Annotated in this window: 16 protein-coding genes; 9 read left to right on the top strand and 7 right to left on the bottom strand. The window is 73.9% G+C overall.

Annotation, left to right across the window (positions count from 1 at the left end):
- Window positions 1-49 precede the first annotated feature (49 nt).
- Entirely contained in the window at window positions 50-241 is a 192-nt protein-coding gene (locus tag DDW44_RS11180; RefSeq protein WP_018892434.1) for an SCO1431 family membrane protein, read from the top strand.
- A gap of 284 nt (window positions 242-525) precedes the next feature.
- Window positions 526-1,698: an acyl-CoA dehydrogenase family protein gene (locus DDW44_RS11175; RefSeq protein ID WP_017949554.1), complete on the top strand. Its 1,173-nt coding sequence runs from the start codon at window positions 526-528 to the stop codon at window positions 1,696-1,698.
- A gap of 575 nt (window positions 1,699-2,273) precedes the next feature.
- On the opposite strand, the gene DDW44_RS11165 is transcribed toward DDW44_RS11175, so the two are convergent.
- Complete coding sequence (locus DDW44_RS11165) at window positions 2,274-2,678, bottom strand: hypothetical protein (RefSeq protein WP_017949555.1); 405 nt, start codon at window positions 2,676-2,678, stop codon at window positions 2,274-2,276.
- A 204-nt stretch (window positions 2,679-2,882) separates the two neighbouring features.
- Between DDW44_RS11165 and DDW44_RS11160 the strand changes: the two genes are divergently transcribed.
- The 4 genes from DDW44_RS11160 to fxsA all read left to right on the top strand — a co-directional run bounded on the left by DDW44_RS11160 (window position 2,883) and on the right by fxsA (window position 7,030).
- Window positions 2,883-3,323 carry an Lrp/AsnC family transcriptional regulator gene (locus DDW44_RS11160; protein WP_017949556.1) on the top strand — a complete coding sequence of 147 codons (441 nt, stop codon included), beginning with the start codon at window positions 2,883-2,885 and terminating at the stop codon, window positions 3,321-3,323.
- Between the two features lie 9 nt (window positions 3,324-3,332).
- Entirely contained in the window at window positions 3,333-4,955 is a 1,623-nt protein-coding gene (locus tag DDW44_RS11155; RefSeq protein WP_017949557.1) for an amidohydrolase, read from the top strand.
- Window positions 4,956-5,465: 510 nt separating this feature from the next.
- Window positions 5,466-6,233 (top strand): polyprenol monophosphomannose synthase, encoded by a 768-nt coding sequence (locus tag DDW44_RS11150; RefSeq protein WP_018892433.1) that lies wholly within the window; start codon window positions 5,466-5,468, stop codon window positions 6,231-6,233.
- Window positions 6,234-6,457: 224 nt separating this feature from the next.
- The gene (gene fxsA / locus DDW44_RS11145; protein ID WP_108906324.1) at window positions 6,458-7,030 is read left to right on the top strand and encodes an FxsA family membrane protein; all 573 of its coding nucleotides are present in this window, start codon (window positions 6,458-6,460) and stop codon (window positions 7,028-7,030) included.
- A 311-nt stretch (window positions 7,031-7,341) separates the two neighbouring features.
- On the opposite strand, the gene DDW44_RS11140 is transcribed toward fxsA, so the two are convergent.
- From DDW44_RS11140 to yczE, 4 genes are all read right to left on the bottom strand, one after another.
- Entirely contained in the window at window positions 7,342-7,716 is a 375-nt protein-coding gene (locus DDW44_RS11140; RefSeq protein ID WP_003959706.1) for an RNA polymerase-binding protein RbpA, read from the bottom strand.
- Between the two features lie 268 nt (window positions 7,717-7,984).
- Window positions 7,985-9,352 carry an MFS transporter gene (locus DDW44_RS11135; RefSeq protein WP_108906323.1) on the bottom strand — a complete coding sequence of 456 codons (1,368 nt, stop codon included), beginning with the start codon at window positions 9,350-9,352 and terminating at the stop codon, window positions 7,985-7,987.
- Window positions 9,353-9,396: 44 nt separating this feature from the next.
- Complete coding sequence (locus tag DDW44_RS11130) at window positions 9,397-10,170, bottom strand: glycerophosphodiester phosphodiesterase family protein (protein ID WP_027734332.1); 774 nt, start codon at window positions 10,168-10,170, stop codon at window positions 9,397-9,399.
- Window positions 10,167-10,871: a membrane protein YczE gene (gene yczE / locus DDW44_RS11125; RefSeq protein ID WP_199782165.1), complete on the bottom strand. Its 705-nt coding sequence runs from the start codon at window positions 10,869-10,871 to the stop codon at window positions 10,167-10,169. Before yczE ends, DDW44_RS11130 begins: the two co-directional genes overlap by 4 nt.
- 64 nt (window positions 10,872-10,935) lie before the next feature.
- Between yczE and DDW44_RS11120 the strand changes: the two genes are divergently transcribed.
- Window positions 10,936-12,435 (top strand): SCO1417 family PLP biosynthesis transcription factor, encoded by a 1,500-nt coding sequence (locus tag DDW44_RS11120; RefSeq protein ID WP_108906322.1) that lies wholly within the window; start codon window positions 10,936-10,938, stop codon window positions 12,433-12,435.
- A gap of 317 nt (window positions 12,436-12,752) precedes the next feature.
- Here DDW44_RS11120 and DDW44_RS11115 read toward each other — a convergent pair whose 3' ends face one another.
- Both DDW44_RS11115 and DDW44_RS11110 read right to left on the bottom strand, forming a co-directional pair.
- Entirely contained in the window at window positions 12,753-14,462 is a 1,710-nt protein-coding gene (locus DDW44_RS11115) for a hypothetical protein (protein ID WP_108906321.1), read from the bottom strand.
- 67 nt (window positions 14,463-14,529) lie between these two features.
- Window positions 14,530-14,724 carry a hypothetical protein gene (locus tag DDW44_RS11110; RefSeq protein ID WP_017949565.1) on the bottom strand — a complete coding sequence of 65 codons (195 nt, stop codon included), beginning with the start codon at window positions 14,722-14,724 and terminating at the stop codon, window positions 14,530-14,532.
- Between the two features lie 448 nt (window positions 14,725-15,172).
- On the opposite strand from DDW44_RS11110, the gene DDW44_RS11105 reads away from it, so the two are divergent.
- Both DDW44_RS11105 and DDW44_RS11100 read left to right on the top strand, forming a co-directional pair.
- Window positions 15,173-15,565: an ankyrin repeat domain-containing protein gene (locus DDW44_RS11105; protein ID WP_017949566.1), complete on the top strand. Its 393-nt coding sequence runs from the start codon at window positions 15,173-15,175 to the stop codon at window positions 15,563-15,565.
- A 220-nt stretch (window positions 15,566-15,785) separates the two neighbouring features.
- Window positions 15,786-17,204, top strand: a complete 1,419-nt coding sequence (locus DDW44_RS11100) for a hypothetical protein (RefSeq protein ID WP_017949567.1) — start codon at window positions 15,786-15,788, stop codon at window positions 17,202-17,204.
- The last annotated feature ends 205 nt before the right edge of the window (window positions 17,205-17,409 follow it).

The following is a 17,409-nucleotide window of genomic DNA, read 5'->3' as shown; positions in this document are numbered from 1 at the left end:
ACCCGCCGGGGGGCGACCGGAAACCACCAGCACGACCCAGCGAGCCGCCATGACCCCCACCGCCGCCACCGCCGCCACTGCCCCCACCGCCCCCTCCGTCGACGGAGTGACCAACGCCGCCGTCGCGCGGGCCCGCACCGGAGGACCCGACGACGACGTCCCCAAGATCGTCGAGCACATCATGGGCTGGGTCCTCGTGGTGGTGCTCGCGATGCTCGTCACCCAGGCGGGGCTGCTCTGACGGCGGCAAGTGTCCGCGTGTGCGCGCACGCCCTCCCGGGCGCCCCCGGTGGGTCCCGCCCCACCCCGGGCCCGGACGTCCGCGGCACGCCCGAACCGGCCGGGGGCGCGCATTCCGCCCGTGACGGACGCCGTCCGATGGGGCATACTCAAGCCGCCACAGCCGCTGGTCAGCCACTTCCGTGATCCGGGAGGGCAGCATCGGCGCACCAGTGACGTCCGGCGGCGCCGCCCGACCCTTCGCGCGCGACCGCCGTAGCGCCCGACAGGGAGGAGAGCGCCGCCATGCCCGACCGCGCCCCGCAGCCGGTGGACCGCACACTGCCCACCGAGGAGGCCAGGGATCTGATCGCCCTGGTCCGTGAGATCGTCCAGCGGGAGATCGCTCCACGCGCGGCCGAGGAGGAGGAAGCCGGCCGTTTCCCGCGCGAACTGTTCTCCCTGCTCTCCGAGTCGGGATTGCTCGGTCTCCCCTACGACTCCGAGTACGGCGGGGGCGACCAGCCCTACGAGGTCTATCTCCAGGTCCTCGAGGAGCTGGCAGGGGCCCGCCTCACCGTGGGCCTGGGCGTCAGCGTCCACTCCCTCGCCTGCCACGCGCTCGCCGGCTACGGGACCAAGGAGCAGCGCGCCGAGCACCTGCCCGCGATGCTCGGCGGGGGACTCCTCGGGGCCTACTGCCTCTCCGAGCCGTCGTCCGGCTCGGACGCGGCCTCCCTGCGCACGAAGGCCGAGCGCGACGGCGACGACTGGGTCATCACCGGAACCAAGGCCTGGATCACCCACGGCGGGGTCGCCGACTTCTACACCGTGCTGGCCCGGACCGGGGGCGAGGGCGCCCGCGGCATCTCGGCGTTCCTGGTGCCGGGCGACGCGGAGGGACTGAGCGCGGCCGCGCCCGAGAAGAAGATGGGCATGAAGGGCTCGCCCACCGCGCAGCTCCACTTCGACGGTGTACGCGTTCCGGACTCCCGCCGGATCGGCGACGAGGGACAGGGCTTCGCGATCGCGCTCTCCGCGCTCGACTCGGGGCGCCTCGGCATCGCCGCCTGCGCGATCGGCGTGGCCCAGGCCGCCCTCGACGAGTCCCTCGGCTACGCCACCGGGAGGCGGCAGTTCGGCCGTCCCATCGCCGACTTCCAGGGACTGCGTTTCATGCTCGCCGACATGGCCACGAAGGTCGAGGCGGGCCGTGCGCTCTACCTCGCCGCCGCGCGGCTGCGCGACCGGGGCCTGCCGTTCTCGAAGGAGGCGGCGATGGCCAAGCTGTTCTGCACGGACACGGCGATGCAGGTGGCCACCGACGCCGTGCAGATCCTCGGCGGCTACGGCTACACCGCGGACTTCCCCGTGGAGCGGCTGATGCGCGAGGCGAAGGTGCTGCAGATCGTCGAGGGCACCAACCAGATCCAGCGCATGGTCATCGCCCGTCACCTCGCCGGGCCGGAGTCCCGCTGACCCAGCCGGTCCCGCCGGTCCACACCGGCGCCGCCGTGAGCCGGTTCCACTCCTGGTCACGGCGGCCCGGCAGGGTCCGTCCCGCACTGGCCCAGCGGTTCAGCAGATCACGGTAGATCGGCGGGTCGGGTGCGTGCGGAACCGATTCTTCCCGACGTGGCGTCATCAGCCGGCGGCGGGCCCGGCCGCCCTCGGAGTGCTGCGCGGTCATGCCCGTCCCAACGGCGCCCGTCCGCGCCGAGTCACCCCCGATCCCGCTCGCGCACCGGTTCGCCCTGTCACCGCGGTGCGGGGCGCAGCCGCGCACCGCGCGCCCGCGGTCCCGCGCCTCGGGCCGTGTGCGTGAAGGGGACGAGCCCGGTGGCGGGCACCCGGAGCACGGGGAGTGCCGCACGGCGGTGACGGGGCCGTCGTGGACCCGCCGGGCGGCCGCGGACGGCGGTCCGGACGGGGGCGACGGCGCACCGCGACAGCCCCGCGGTCGCGCTACGGGGTACCTGCGAGCAGGCTGTCGCGGCACGGGACACCCGCGAGGAGGGCGTCGCGGTACGGGACACCCGCGGGGAGCCGACGGCTCAGGCCGCCCGCCGCATCGGGGGCACCCTCAGGGGCCGTGAGCCCGGGCCGCCGACGTGCGAGAAGGGCTGCGTCCGCCAGTCCAGTCCCTGGGGGAGCGTCAGCAGCAGTGCGGTGTCCTGCTCCTGGACCTCGAGCGTGTCGTCGGCCGGGCGGGCGTCGGCCGCGGCCCGGCCCGTCCCCGCGCAGACCGACAGCACGAACGGGTTCCACGGCGTCGGGCACAGTGCGTGCTCGGGGAGTACGTGCTCGTCCGCGAGCAGCGCGATCGGCTGTGCGCAGTCCGGGCAGACGACCCGGTACATCTCGAAGGTGTCGTAGGAGTCGAGTTCGTCGTCCTCGTGGGCCGCGACGGATTCGACAGGCTCCGGTTCGTTGCGTCCGGTGCGCTTCACACTCTGCATGGAAAATCTCCCCCTCGGGTGGGCCGACCAGGCATATGCGGCCTCGACCACAGCAAGCACTTCCCGTCCGGCCCTCGCGGTAACCGCGCGGCCCCGACGGACACGGTACCGCGGCTGTGGCGTTCGTCACATGCCTGCCGCAGGTGCCCGGCAGGGAGCCGGCCGACTGTGCCGAATGGTTCCGCGGGCAATAGGTTGACCTGCATGGAGGAGCTGGATCGTCAGATCGTCGAGTTGCTCGTCAAGGACGGGCGCATGAGCTACACCGACCTGGGCAGGGCCACGGGCCTGTCCACCTCGGCGGTGCACCAGCGGGTGCGCCGGCTCGAGCAGCGGGGCGTCATCCGGGGGTACGCCGCCGTCGTCGACCCCGAGGAGGTCGGACTGCCCCTGACCGCGTTCATCTCGGTGAAACCCTTCGACCCGAGCGCCCCCGACGACATCGCCGAGCGGCTGGCGGGCGTGCCCGAGATCGAGGCCTGCCACAGCGTCGCCGGAGACGAGAACTACATCCTCAAGGTCCGCGTCGGAACCCCGCTGGAGCTGGAGGAACTGCTCGGCCAGATCCGGTCGCTGGCCGGCGTCTCCACCCGCACGACCGTGGTGCTCTCCACCCCGTACGAGGCACGGCCGCCGCGAATCTAGGCTGTTCACATGAGTGAGAGCGCGACCCAGGCCGAACACCGCACCGTGCTGCTGCGCGGTGGGGAAGTCCACAGCCCCGCCGACCCCTTCGCCACCGCGATGGTCGTCGAGCGCGGGCACGTCGCCTGGGTGGGTTCCGAGGGTGCCGCGGACGCCTTCGCCTCGGGTGTGGACGAGGTGGTCGACCTCGAGGGCGCCCTGGTCACCCCGGCCTTCGTGGACGCGCACGTCCACACCACCGCGACCGGCCTCGCGCTCACCGGGCTCGACCTCTCCGCCGCCGCCTCGCTCGCCGAGGCGGCGGAGCTCATCCGGGCGTACGCCGGGGCACGGCCCGCCGACCGCGTCCTGATCGGGCACGGCTGGGACGCCTCGCGCTGGCCCGAGCGGCGGCCGCTCGGCAGGGAGGAGCTGGACCGGCTCACCGGAGGCCGCCCGCTCTACCTCACCCGCATCGACGTCCACTCCGCGCTGGTCACCACCGCGATGCTCGACCTCGTGCCGGCGGTCCGCGGCATGACCGGATTCCGCGACGGCGAGCCGCTCACCGGCGCGGCGCACCACGCCGTGCGCTCCGCCGCGTACGCCTCGGTCTCGCCCGGGCAGCGGGCCGACGCCCAGCGGGCCGCGCTGCGGCACGCCGCGTCCCTCGGTATCGGGACCGTCCACGAGTGCGGCGGTCCCGACATCTCCTCCGAGGACGACTTCACCGGACTGCTCAAGGCGGCGGCGGACGGACCGGGGCCGCGGGTCGTGGGGTACTGGGCCGACACGGACGTGGAGCGGGCCCGCGCCCTCGGGGCCGCCGGCGCGGCGGGAGACCTGTTCGCCGACGGCTCGCTGGGCTCGCACACCGCCTGCCTCCACGAGCCGTACGCCGACGCCCCGCACGCCGGTGTCGCCCACCTCGACGCGGCCGACGTCGCCGCGCATGTCACCGCGTGCACCGAGGCCGGGCTCCAGGCCGGCTTCCACGCCATCGGCGACCATGCGATCAGCAACGTCGTGTCGGGCCTGGAGGCCGCCGCGAAGGCGCTCGGCCTCGCCCGGATCCGGGCCGCCCGCCACCGGGTGGAGCACGCCGAGATGCTCACCCCGGAAACGGTCGCCGCGTTCGCCGAGTTCGGTCTGACCGCCTCGGTGCAGCCCGCGTTCGACGCGGCCTGGGGCGGCGACACCGGCATGTACGCGCAGCGCCTGGGCATCGAACGGGCCCGCACCCTCAACCCGTACGCGGCCCTGCTGCGCGCCGGGGTCCCGCTCGCCTTCGGCTCGGACAGCCCGGTCACCCCCGTGGACCCGTGGGGCACCGTCCGGGCCGCCGCCTTCCACCGCACCCCCGAGCACCGGATCTCCGTACGCGCCGCCTTCACCGCGCACACCCGTGGGGGCTGGCGTGCCGTCGGCCGCGACGACGGGGGCGCTCTGGTGCCCGGAGCGCCCGCGGACTACGCGGTCTGGCGCACCGGCGGCCTGGTGGTCCAGGCGCCGGACGACCGGGTCGCCCGCTGGTCCACCGACCCCCGCTCCGGCACCCCCGGCCTGCCCGATCTCACTCCCGGAAACCCCCTCCCCGAGTGCCTGCGGACCGTGGTCCTCGGACAAACGGTCTACGTACGGCCGGGCGAGTGACTTCGGCACGGAGCGCGCCGGGGTCCACTGCCGTGCGGGTTCCTCCACGACCTGCGGATCTTCGTTACCGAACGGTCGAAGCGGTCAATCGCCGCAGATCGCACGACTGTTGACAGACAGCGCCCGTCGGCGGGTAGGTTCGGCCGGGTCCACCGAAGGACCACCGACCGGCCGGCCTCCACGCAGTCGTCGAACGCCGCTGGGCCAGGGGTGGGGCGCCGCACCGGCACTCCACGCTGGGAGCCAGGTCCAGCGCCCGAGCCTCGGGGCGAGGGACGGTCACGGCCGGTCAGGGTCCCCCCTGCTCCCGACGGAGCCCGGGGGAGGGTGCGACCCGGGTGGGGCCCGGCGTTCAGTAGACAACGGCTCTCGGCCGACCCGCAGCCAGCGGTTCCCGGGCCGGCCCGAAGGACGCCGGGCCCGACCCTCAGGCCTCGCAACCGTTCCGTCGGCGTCGCCTCCGCGGTGCTCGCTATGGTGGGTCCCTGCGTACGAACGTGAAGGGGCAGCATGAACGACGGCGGTCAGCGGCGATACGGCCGGCTCGGCAAAGCCTTGGTGATCATCCCGACCTACAACGAGGCGGAGAACATCGAGCCGATCGTCTCCCGGGTGCGTGCCGCCGTGCCGGAGGCCGACGTCCTGGTCGCCGACGACAACAGCCCCGACGGGACGGGGAAGATCGCCGACGAGCTCTCGGCCCAGGACGGCCAGGTCCACGTCCTGCACCGCAAGGGCAAGGAGGGCCTCGGAGCCGCCTACCTCGCGGGCTTCCGCTGGGGAATCGACAACGGCTACGGCGTCCTGGTCGAGATGGACGCCGACGGCTCCCACCAGCCGGAGGAACTGCCCAGGCTCCTCACCGCGCTCAAGGGCGCCGACCTCGTGCTCGGCTCCCGGTGGGTGCCGGGCGGGCGCGTGGTGAACTGGCCCAAGTCCCGCGAGTTCCTCTCGCGCGGCGGCAGCACGTACTCGCGACTGCTGCTCGGCGTGCCGATCCGGGACGTCACGGGCGGCTTCCGCGCCTTCCGCAAGGAGACCCTCGAAGGGCTGGGGCTGGACGGCGTGGCGTCGCAGGGCTACTGCTTCCAGGTGGACCTCGCCCGGCGGGCCGTGGAGGCCGGTTTCCACGTGGTGGAGGTCCCTATCACCTTCGTGGAGCGCGAGCTGGGCGACTCCAAGATGAGCCGGGACATCGTCGTGGAGGCCCTGTGGCGGGTCACGGCCTGGGGTGTCGGTGCCCGGGCGGGCAAGATCATCGGACGCAGGCCGCTCTGACAGCGGGGGCGGTCCCGCGCCCCGCCCCGCCCCGGACCGTGCACCGCCGCCGGGGTGAGCGCGTCCGCCGGGGCGGGGGCCGGACCGGTCCCCGGTGCGACCCGGCCGCCCCGGTGCGACCCGGCCGGCCGGGCCGAGGCCCGGGTCCCGTCACGACCCCTTTCCGGCCCGGCGACGATCCGGCGCTCACTCCGCTCCGGCCGGAGACCCGGCACACTGGGAGCATGACGACCGGCGCAACGACACCGACCGCCCCGAGGCGCTCCCGCGCCCGCACCTTCGTTCCCCTCGGCATCGCCGCCTGGCTGGTGCTGGAGATCTGGCTGCTCACCGTCGTCGCAGGTGCCGCAGGCGGGTTCACCGTCTTCGCGCTGCTCGTGGCAGGCGGGCTGCTCGGCGCCGTGGTGATCAAGCGGGCCGGCCGCCGCGCCTTCCGCAGTCTGTCGGAGACCCTTCAGCGGCAGCAGTCCGGCACCGCGCCGGCCGAGGACCGATCGGGCACGGGCAACGGCTTCCTGATGCTCGGCGGACTGCTCCTCATGCTGCCGGGCCTGATCTCCGACGCGGCGGGACTGCTGCTGCTGGTCCCACCGGTCCGTACCGCTCTCGGCCGGAGGGCGGAGCGGTCGCTGGAGCGCCGTATGCGGCAGGCGACCCCCGGTTCCCTCGGCGACGCCTTCCAGCAGGCCCGTATTCACCGTCCGGACGGAAAGGTCGTGCAGGGTGAGGTCGTCCGCGAGGACGCACCCGCGCGGTCCCACCCCGAGCAGGGCCCGCGTCCGCCGCTGACCTCCTAGCCAGGGCGTGCTGCACGTCCCGGTCGCCCGCGGCTCCTCCCGGGTCCTCCGATCCGGTGGTCCGCCACACGCTCCCGGCACCGTATGACCGGGTGCGCCCGCGCGGTGGTGCGGCGGTTCCCGCGGGGCCGGGCGCGTACCGTCCGGTGCCTGCCTGCCTGCCTGCCTGCCTGCCCTGCCCGCACCCGCCCGGCGGTCGCGACCGCCGGGCGCGGCGTACGTGAGTGCACACGCAGGAGCCGTGGGTTGCGGCACACGGTATGTGCCGCAACCCACGGCTCCTGCGCTCTGTGCGAGTCGGTGGTGCGTCCCTACGCGGACTTCCGGCTGTCGCGCGGGTGCACCGCGATGTTCATGGCCCCGGAGCGGAGGACGGCCAGCCGCTCGGCCAGCACCTCCTCGAGCTCCTCACGCGTGCGCCGCTCCATGAGCATGTCCCAGTGCGTACGCGCGGGCTTCCCCTTCTTCTCCTCGGGGCCGTCCCCGTCCACCAGGAGCGCCTGGGCGCCGCACGCCTTGCACTCCCACTCCGGCGGAATCTCCGCCTCGACCGAGAACGGCATCTCGAAACGATGTCCGTTCTGGCATGCGTACTCCACCGCCTGGCGCGGGGCCAGATCGATGCCGCGGTCGGTCTCGTAGCTGGTCACCACGAGGCGCGTGCCGCGAAGAGCTCGCTCACTCATGAATCGTGCCTCCCGGGCTTGTCGCCCACAGGACAGGTGTCGCTGTCGTCGTCATCCGGTCAACGTCCGGTCGGCGGTGAAGATTCCCGTTGCCGGTCATGCGTCGTCGCCCGTCGTGCCGCTGCTTTTCCAGGGTTTGGGTACCCACCAGTGCCCGGTTTGTCACATCTGGCAGAAAGTGTCACCCAGCGTTTGGAGCTTTTCAGCACGCAGTAACGGTCCGCCTGGCAGGCCAAAGGCGTACACTACCGGCCCTTCGCTTCAACGTCTAAATCCGTTTCGGGACCGGGTTCCCCGCCTCGGCGATCGCACGCCTCACCGGAACGCGGGCCAGGAGCACGAACCCCAGTGCGAAGAAGATCACCAAAGAGATGATGGCGGCCCGGTAGCTGCCCGTGATCTGGAACGCCAGACCGAACACGAGCGGTCCCAGCCAGCTCAGCCCCCGGTCGCTCATCTCGTACGCGGAGAAGTACTCCGCCTCCTTGCCCCGCGGGACCAGGTGGGAGTACAGCGAGCGGGACAGCGCCTGGCTGCCGCCCAGCACCAGGCCGATCGCCGCGGCCAGCGCGTAGAACCACAGCGGCGTCCGCGGCGGCAGGAGGTAGCCGGCGGCGAGGATCAGCGTCCACACGGCGAGCGAGCCGAGGATGGTGCGCTTGGCCCCGTGCGAGCGGGCCAGCCGGCCCATGCCCAGCGCGCCCGCCACCGCCAGCACCTGGACCAGCAGTACCGCCGTGATCAGGGTGGTCTGGTCGAGGCCCAGCTCCTCGGAGCCGTACACCGACGCCTGGGAGATCACCGTCTGCACCCCGTCGTTGTAGACCAGGTAGGCCAGCAGGAAGGACAGCGTCAGCGGATGGCGCCGCATGTCCTTCAGGGTCGCCCTCAACTGGCGCCACCCCGCCCCGACCGCGCCCGCGCCCGGAGCGGGCGGCGCGTCCCCGGCGGTACGCCGGTCCCGCAGCCGGCGCAGCGGTACGAGCGCGAAGGCCCCCCACCAAACGCCCGCCGAGGCGAGGCAGACGCGGACCGCCTCCGACTCGGAGAGGCCGAGGGACCCGTGGCCGGTGTAGAGCACCAGGTTGAGCACGAGGACCAGCGCCCCCGAGGTGTAGCCGAAGGCCCAGCCGCGCGAGGAGACCGTGTCCCGTTCCTCCGGCCCGGCGATCTGCGGCAGGTACGCGTTGTAGAGGACCATCGAGACCGACAGCGAGGCGTTGGCGACGATCAGCAGGAAGGCACCGAGCAGATAGCGGTCACCGTCGAGGAAGAACATGCCCGCCGTCGCCGTGGCCCCCAGATAGGCGGCGGCGGCCAGCAGCGGCTTCTTGCGGCCCGTGCGGTCGGCGATCGCGCCCACCATGGGCATCGCCAGCACCGCCACCACCACCGAGACCGACACCGCGTACGGGAACACGGAGCCGGCGCGGACCGGGATGCCGAGCGGGTGGACGAAACCGGCGGGGTCCGCGGCGGACTTCGCCACCACGGTGAGATAGGGGCCGAGGAAGACCGTCAGCACGCTCGTGGAGTAGACGGAGCACGCGAAGTCGTAGAAGTACCAGCCGCGCTGCTCGCGCCGGCGGGCGGCGTCGTCCGTCCCGGTGGTCCCGTCCGCGGTGCCGGCGGCCATGGTCCGCCCCCCTCACTCGTCCCCGTGGCGGAGACGCGCGCCGCTCAGACCCAGGCTCCCCGGTCGGTCATCACCGTACGCAGCATCTCCAGATGATCGGTCATGATGCCATCCACTCCCAGGTCCAGGAGAGCGGCCGTACGGTCCGGATCGTTCACGGTCCACACGTGCACCTGGAGCCCGCGCGCGTGGGCCTCTCGGACGAACCGGCGGTCCACCACCCGCACCCCGCCCTGCGACCGGGGCACCTGCGCGCACACCGCCCCCCGGCGGACCGCGGCGGGGATGCCGAGCGAGCGCAGCCGCAGGCCGATCACCCCGCGCACGCCGTACGACGTCGCGAGCCTGGGGCCGGCGAGCCGGTACGCACGGGAGACCCGGCCCTCCGAGAACGAGCCGACGCACACCCGGTCCCAGGCGTTCCTCCGCCGCACGAGGTCGACGAGCGGCTCCAGTGCGCCCTCCGCCTTGATGTCGACGTTCCAGCGGGACGCCGGGAACTCCTCCAGGAGGTCCTCGAAGAGCGGGAGGGGCTCCTTCCCGGCCACCCGGGCCCGTGCGACCTCGGCCCACGGCAGCCGGTCGATCCGGCCGCGCGCGTCGGTCACCCGGTCCAGGGTCGGGTCGTGGAACGCGACGAGCCTGCCGTCCGCGGTGGTGTGCACGTCCGTCTCGAAGTAGCGGTAGCCGAGCGCCGCCGCGCGCCGGAACGCCGCCGCCGTGTTCTCCAGGCCGCCGGCCGTGCCGCCGCGGTGGGCGAACGGGATGGGGGCGGGGTGGTCGAGATAGGGATGCCTCGGGCGCGCTGCGGAAGTCACGAACGCAGTATCACCCGTTCGGGTGAAGATCCGGCGACGACCGTGCTTCCTGACCCGGCCGGCGGGATGGCGAACACCCGCAGGAACAGCTGCGCCAGCGGGCCGATGGACAGCGCGTACACGACCGTGCCCGCTCCCACCGTGCCGCCGAGGGCGAACCCGGTCGCCACGACCGCCACCTCGATCGCCGTGCGGACCAGCCGGACGGACCGGCCGGTCAGCCGGTGCAGCCCGGTCATCAGCCCGTCGCGCGGACCGGGTCCGAAGCGGGCCGAGATGTAGAGGCCGGTGGCCATTCCGTTGAGCACGATTCCCGCCACCGTCAGCGGGATCTGCGCGGCCGGCCCGTGGACGCCGGGCACCGCGGCGAGGGTGCCGTCCATCGCGATGCCGATCACGAAGACATTGGAGACCGTGCCCAGTCCGGGCCGCTGGCGCAGCGGCACCCACAGCAGCAGCACCGCGGCGCCGACGATGATCGAGACGACGCCGATGGTGAGGCCCGTCCGCTCGGCCAGGCCCTGGTGCAGCACACCCCAGGGCTCCAGGCCGAGGCCCCCGCGGACCAGCAGGGCGGAGCTCGCCCCGTAGAGCGCCAGACCGATGTAGAGCTGCAGCAGTCTGCGGGGCAGGCGCCTGCCCCGCAGACCGGACGTGATGGACAAGATTCTGCCCCCGCTGGTGGAAGTGGACTGATGCATGACACCCTGTGGCAGGGGCATGCGTGCCAACCATGGCCAATCAAGGGAAGGTGGACTGACTTTCATGGCTCAGTGGACTTCGGCGGTGGGGGCGCCCGCGCTGGCCAGGCAACTGCAGGCGCAGCAGCCGCGTCCGGCGGGCCCCGGCACCCGCAGGCCGCCCGCCTACCGTGCCCTCGCGGACGGCATCCGGCTGCTCGTCCTGGAGGGCCGGGTCCCCGTCGCCGCCCGGCTGCCCGCCGAGCGCGAACTGGCGATGGCCCTGGCCGTCAGCCGGACGACGGTGGCCGCCGCGTACGAGGCCCTGCGCAACGAGGGCTTCCTGGAGTCCCGCCGAGGGGCGGGCAGCTGGACGGCCGTGCCCGCGGGCAATCCGCTGCCCGCACGCGGCCTCGAACCGCTGCCCCCGGAATCCCTCGGCTCCATGATCGACCTCGGCTGCGCCGCGCTCCCGGCGCCCGAGCCCTGGCTGACCCGGGGCATCCAGGGCGCGCTGGAGGAGCTGCCGCCTTACGCGCACACCCACGGCGACTACCCGGCCGGCCTGCCCGCACTGCGCCAGATGCTCGCCGACCGGTACACCCGGCGCGGCATCCCCACCATGCCCGAACAGATCATGGTGACCACCGGTGCCATGGGCGCCATGGACGCGATCTGCCACCTCTTCGCGGGGCGGGGGGAGCGCGTCGCCGTGGAGTCGCCCTCCTACGCCAACATCCTCCAGCTGATGCGCGAGGCCGGTGCCCGGCTGGTGCCGGTCGCCATGGCCGAGGGGCTGCGGGGCTGGGATCTGCCCCGCTGGCGACAGGTGCTGCGCGACGCCGCACCCCGGCTCGCCTATGTCGTCGCCGACTTCCACAACCCCACCGGGGCGCTCGCGGACGAGGACCAGAGGCGGCAGCTCGTCGACGCCGCCCGCTCGGCGGGCACCGTGCTCGTGGTGGACGAGACGATGTCCGAGCTGCGCCTCGACGACGGAACCGCCATGCCCCGGCCCGTCTGCGCCTTCGACCCCGCCGGCTCGACGGTCCTCACCGTCGGCTCGGCCAGCAAGGCGTTCTGGGCGGGCATGCGGATCGGCTGGGTCCGGGCCGCCCCGGACGTGATCCGCTCCCTGGTCGCCGCGCGTGCCTACGCCGACCTGGGCACCCCGGTCCTGGAACAGCTGGGTGTCGACTGGCTGATGCGGACCGGCGGCTGGGACGAGGCGGTCGCCCTGCGGCGTGAGCAGGCCCGGCGGAACCGCGACGACATGGTGGCGGCGCTCCACCGGGAGCTGCCGGACTGGGAGTTCGAGATCCCGCACGGCGGTCTGACGCTGTGGGTCCGCGCGGGCGGCCTGTCCGGATCCCGGCTCGCGGAGGTCGGCGAACGCGTGGGCGTACGCGTCCCATCCGGGCCGCGGTTCGGTGTGGACGGCGCGTTCGAGGGGTACGTCCGGCTGCCCTTCACCGTCGGCGGACCGGTCGCCGAGGAGGCCGCCGCCCGGCTGGCTGCGGCGGCCCGGCTGGTCAGGACGGGCGTGACCACGGGCACGGAGGCGCCGAGGACGTTCGTGGCGTGAGGACGTTCGCGGCGTGAGGACGTTCGCGGCGTGAGGACCGGGGAGTCCTGGCGGCCCGGCGCGAAGGCCGCACGTCCTGCCGCCCCCCGGGAGGAGCGCTGCGGCGCGGGACGGCGCCCGGCTGAGCGGCCGGCGCGACGAGACGGTTCGGCTCCGGTCGGCTCCCCGCCGGTGCCGGTGCCGGTGCCGGCGCGGGTTCCGGTGCGGGTTCCGGTGCCGGTGTGGTGCCCGGCCCAAGGCGGTGTGCGGGCCGGTCTTCCGCCGGTGCGGGTATCCGGTACCGGTGCGGATGCCGAGGCGGTGCGTGCCCGTCGGGGTCAGCCTTCCGCCGGTACCGGGGCCGAGGCGGTCCGGGCGGCCGGGCCCGACGCCGGCTCCGGCACGGGCCCGGTGGCCGTCCCGCGCGCCGGACCGGCCGGAACCTCCGTATGGGGCCCGGTGAGCGCCGTGCCGCCGGAGCCCGCGGAACCGGCCTCCGGCTCCCCGGCCCGACGGTCCCGCGGCACCTCCGGCTCCCCGGTGCCGTACCGCTCCGGGAGCAGACCCAGCACGGCCTGGCGGTGCGCCTCGCTCGCGGCCTCGTCGTACGGGTCGGGCGTCGCGGGAACCTGGAGCCTGAGCACCGCTCCGGTCCCCATCCGGACGTAGCCCCGGCCGGGCGGCACGTCGGCGGTGGGGGTCGTGTGCGGGGGCGCGCCGAGCACGCCTTTCACCTGCTCCGGGGTCGCCGGACCGAGTACGAGGCGGGCACGGGTGTGCGTGCGCACCGTCTCGTCCAGGAACTCGAGGCTGTCGAACTGGTCGGCCACGGCCACGGTCACGTGCGCGGCCCGGCCGTGCCTGAGCGGGATCTGCAGCAGCTGCTGGGGGTCGGGCCTGCCGTCCGCGGCCGCCACATGGCTGAGCACGCTGGGTTTGTCCACCAGGATGCACAGCGGGCGCCGGACGTCCTCGGGGGCGGGGTGCCCCGACTGCCGGGCCCGGTTGGCGGCGATGAGCCGGCGCTCCGTCTCATGGGCCGCCCACTCCAGGCCGGCCAGCGCCCCGGCGAGTCCGCACTCGACGGCGAGTACACCGGCACGGCCCGTCAGGCAGGCGTACTCGCCGGTGCCGCTGCCCTCCACGATCAGGACGTCCCCGTACGGCAGCGCCTGCAGGGCCAGGGAGCGCAGCAGGGACGTCGTGCCGCTGCCGGGGTGGCCGACGGCCAGCAGATGCGGCTCCGTCGAGCGCGGTCCGGTGCGCCACACCACGGGCGGCGCGTCCCTCGTCGCGTCGCCGTCGAGGACCGGCATGGTCCGCCGGACGGCGTCCGGGTCGGTGAAGCCGAGGACCAGTTCGCCGGGAGCGGTCACGAAGCGCTGGGCGGCGATGGTGACCGGGAGCGCGGGCAGGACGCTCATCAGCAGCTGGTTGGCCTCCTCGTCCCAGACGAACAGGTACTCGCGGCCGCGGCCCGACTTGGCGTGCAGCAGATGCTCGATCCGGGCGCGGGCCTCGGCCTCGCCGTCGGGGAAGTACGGCGGGTACTTCACCCGCAGCCGGGTCAGCCGCCCGTCCGCGTCGAACTCGTGGTCGCTGAACGCCTTGGCCCACTCCCCGCCGTGGGCGAAGAGCGGACTCGGATCCTCCGGGACGGAGAAGTACGGCACCAGCGCGTCGTGGAGCGCCTGCAGCCGCGCGACCTGCGACTCCTCGGGGCCGGTGCGCACCGGCGTGCGCTCCCGTCCCTTCCAGGCGGCCACTCCCATCAGGCCGATCAGCCCCAGCAGTGGCCCGTAGGGGGCGAGCGCGACCGCCAGGACGCAGACCGCCGCCAGGAACAGCCCGGGGCCACGCCGGTCCTTGGGCGTGTCGGACCACTTGCGCAGTCCGGCGGCGGCCAGCAGCCTCAGCCCGCGGCTGATCGTGATGAGCGGATGGAGGACGTCGGTGGCGTTGTCGGCGGCCGTCCGCGCGAGCTCGCGGCTGCGAGCGATCCGGTCGTTGCCGCTGATCGGAATGCGGGGGAGTGGTCGCCGGGCCACGTGCTTCTCCTGCTCCTCGAGTGGTGGGGAGGGGGACGGGGAGTTGGACGGGGAGGGATACGGGAGGTCAGAACTTGATCCCGCCCAGGAGACTGGCCAGGCTCGCTCCTCCTGCGGTGATGCTCGGGGCGATGGCCGTGCCCGCCAGGTAGAAGCCGAAGAGTGCGCAGACCAGCGCGTGCGAGGCCTTCAGCCCGTCCTTCTTGAAGAACAGGAAGACGATGATGCCCAGCAGCACGACGCCTGAGATGGACAGAATCATGAGCGGTTCTCCTGGTTGAGGGGACAGTCACCATGAGTCCTTCCATCCTCACAGGAGGTATCTATACGACAAAAGGTGCATTCGAGTGAAAGATCGCTCTATTCGCCGGAACGGCGGATGGCGGATCGTTGCCGATCGGGTGTCGATCTTCGCTCTGCCGCCCATCGCGGATCCCGGCGCCGCCCCCGGTGCGGGCGTGGGTGCGGACCCGGGTGCGGTCCTCGGCGCGGCTTGGGAGCGGCCCTCGCCGCGGTCCCGGCGGCACTCGCTGCGGGGTCCCTCGATTCTGGCCGCCGGGACGCGGAGTGTGCCCCTCCGCAGGCCGCAGTACCCTGTCGGTTCGCTCGTGCGATTCCGCACCGCCTACCGAAGCGGCAGGTCAAGCCGCTGCCGGGGGCCCGGGACGCACCGGGCGCCGTTCGTCGTCGCAAAGAGAGGAAGTCCTCGTATGAGTGATGCCCCGGACCCCGAGGTGGTCGAGCTGGCCTCCAGGGTCTTCGACCTGGCGCGGCGGGGAGACGCCGAGGCGCTCGCCGCCTATGTCGACGCCGGTGTCCCGGCGAACCTCACCAACGACAACGGCGACTCGCTCGTCATGCTCGCCGCCTACCACGGCCACGCCGGCGCGGTGACCGCCCTGCTCGCCCGCGGGGCCGACGCGGACCGCCCCAACGACCGCGGCCAGACCCCCCTCGCCGGCGCCGTCTTCAAGGGCGAGGACGAGGTGATCCGGGCCCTGCTGGACGGCGGAGCCGACCCGGCGGCGGGAACCCCGTCCGCGGTGGATACCGCGCGGATGTTCGGGAAGGCGGACCTCCTGGAGCTGTTCGGCGCCCGGTGAACGGGAGTTGAACGCAAGGGGGGAGCAGTCGCCCGAAATGTGGTCGCGGCGACGAAATGGCTGGGTCATCATGACGTCGGGCCCGCTGGGGCCACCGACGAGAGGCAGAGGAAGATGGTTTACAACAAGCGGAAGACCACGGGCAGCCGATCATGTTGCCGCGCGGCCTAGGCGAACACACCCCCGGTTGCGTCGACAGCTTGATGTGAGGCACTTTCCCATGTTCGAACCTGTCATAGCGCCGAGCGGCACCCTGCTCGGCCTGCTGCAGAGGGGCCGCGGCGACGGCACGCTGCACGCGCTCGCCGCGCCGCGCGCCGACGCGCTCGAGGCCCTCAACCAGTGTGTGCTCCACGACCCCCGCCACGACTGGCAGGTGGAGAACCGCTCCCTCTACTACGCCCGCCTCTTCCTGGACCTCGGCGGCGGTCTCGAGGCCGTCGAGTCCCACCTCTTCGGCCCCGGGGACGCTCTCGACACCGAGGACACCCGGACCGGACTCGCGCTCTCCGTACTGGGGCACCTGGCCTCGTACGGGCGCGACGACGCCCTCGTGCTGCTCCGCAGGTACGCGGCGACCGGTGCCAACTGGGCCTGGGCCCTCGACGAGCTCGCCCTGCGCGACGACGACGCGGGGCTCCGCTCACTCGCCGGCGCCGTGCTCGGCCGTTTCCCGGCCACCCCGGAGGGCGACGCCGAACTGGTCGCCGCCGTACGCGACGCCTTCGAGCCGAGGCCGTGGCGGCTCTGGGCCGAGGACCGCCGGGAGTCGGTCGGCGCCCGGGTGCGTGCCGCACGCGACGGCGGCTCCTTCGACCGCTGGCAGCGCCAAATGCGGCCCACCGGGCCACGCCCCGGCTGGAGCGTCCAGTCCGTCTTCGACTGGGCCCGGCAGGGAGCGGAACGCGGCAGCGCCCTGCACGTGCCCGCGGCGCGCTGCCTCGGCGCCGTCGCCGGGCCCGACGACCGGCCGCTGATCGTCGAGACCGCACGCAGCGGGCCCGACGGCGCACGCTGCGCGGCCCTGCACTACCTGGCGGAGGCACGGGACCCCGCCGTCCTCGATCTCATCGAGGCCGCGGCGGCCGACCCGTCCCGTACCGTCGCCGACGCCGCCGTCGCCGCGTTCGAGCGGATGTGCGGCGAGGCCGCCGTCGACCGGGCACGCGGCTGGGTCCACCGGCCCGACGCGCTCGGTGCCTCGGCGGCGGGCGTCCTCGCCTGCCGCGGCGGCGGCCAGGACGGCGAGCTCGTCCTCGGCGCACTCCGCGAGACCGTCCGCGCCGACGGACCGGACGCCCCGCTGCTGTGGGCCCTGGTCGACGGTGCCGGCCGACTCGGCATCGGCTGCGCGGCACCCGTACTGCGGCACATCTACCGCGAGACCACCTCCTCCCGGTTGCGCGGCCGTACGGCCCGCGCCCTGGCCGCCACCGACCCCTCCTTCGCCACCGGCTTCGCCGTCGAGTGCCTGTGGGACTGCGAGGAGACGACGAGAGAGGTCGCCGCCCTGCACGCCGAGACGCGAGACGCACGCGTCGCCGAACGCCTCCGCCGGCTCGCCGCCGATCCCGCGGAGGAGGCCGAGGTCCAGACGGCCGTCCGCAGCCGCTTCGCTCCGGAGGCCCCTCCCCTCTGAGACCCGTCCCGGACGCGCTCTCGCCTGGCCGGGTGCCCGGCGGCCCGGGCCCCGGCGCCGTCGGGCACCTCCCGAAGCCCGACCGGGGCCGGGCGGGCCGCATCGCGGTGGCCGTCGGCCGAAACGGGCAGGGTGGGTCGGCGCGGGGCAGGTCCGGTGGGCACACGCCGGGGCGGGGTCAAACGCTCATGGGACGTTCGACGCG

Source organism: Streptomyces tirandamycinicus, assembly GCF_003097515.1.
Taxonomy (GTDB): Bacteria; Actinomycetota; Actinomycetes; order Streptomycetales; family Streptomycetaceae; genus Streptomyces; species Streptomyces tirandamycinicus.
The sequence above is the reverse complement of the archived record's forward strand: the minus strand, read 5'-3'. Positions and strand labels throughout refer to the sequence as shown.

Excerpts from the sequence above, each read along its gene's own strand:
- DDW44_RS11180 (WP_018892434.1), top strand. The coding sequence starts at position 50 with ATGACCCCCACCGCCGCCACCGCCGCCACTGCCCCCACCGCCCCCTCC.
- DDW44_RS11175 (WP_017949554.1), top strand. The coding sequence starts at position 526 with ATGCCCGACCGCGCCCCGCAGCCGGTGGACCGCACACTGCCCACCGAG.
- DDW44_RS11165 (WP_017949555.1), bottom strand. The coding sequence starts at position 2,678 with ATGCAGAGTGTGAAGCGCACCGGACGCAACGAACCGGAGCCTGTCGAA.
- DDW44_RS11160 (WP_017949556.1), top strand. The coding sequence starts at position 2,883 with ATGGAGGAGCTGGATCGTCAGATCGTCGAGTTGCTCGTCAAGGACGGG.
- DDW44_RS11155 (WP_017949557.1), top strand. The coding sequence starts at position 3,333 with ATGAGTGAGAGCGCGACCCAGGCCGAACACCGCACCGTGCTGCTGCGC.
- DDW44_RS11150 (WP_018892433.1), top strand. The coding sequence starts at position 5,466 with ATGAACGACGGCGGTCAGCGGCGATACGGCCGGCTCGGCAAAGCCTTG.
- fxsA (WP_108906324.1), top strand. The coding sequence starts at position 6,458 with ATGACGACCGGCGCAACGACACCGACCGCCCCGAGGCGCTCCCGCGCC.
- DDW44_RS11140 (WP_003959706.1), bottom strand. The coding sequence starts at position 7,716 with ATGAGTGAGCGAGCTCTTCGCGGCACGCGCCTCGTGGTGACCAGCTAC.
- DDW44_RS11135 (WP_108906323.1), bottom strand. The coding sequence starts at position 9,352 with ATGGCCGCCGGCACCGCGGACGGGACCACCGGGACGGACGACGCCGCC.
- yczE (WP_199782165.1), bottom strand. The coding sequence starts at position 10,871 with ATGCATCAGTCCACTTCCACCAGCGGGGGCAGAATCTTGTCCATCACG.
- DDW44_RS11120 (WP_108906322.1), top strand. The coding sequence starts at position 10,936 with ATGGCTCAGTGGACTTCGGCGGTGGGGGCGCCCGCGCTGGCCAGGCAA.
- DDW44_RS11110 (WP_017949565.1), bottom strand. The coding sequence starts at position 14,724 with ATGATTCTGTCCATCTCAGGCGTCGTGCTGCTGGGCATCATCGTCTTC.
- DDW44_RS11105 (WP_017949566.1), top strand. The coding sequence starts at position 15,173 with ATGAGTGATGCCCCGGACCCCGAGGTGGTCGAGCTGGCCTCCAGGGTC.
- DDW44_RS11100 (WP_017949567.1), top strand. The coding sequence starts at position 15,786 with ATGTTCGAACCTGTCATAGCGCCGAGCGGCACCCTGCTCGGCCTGCTG.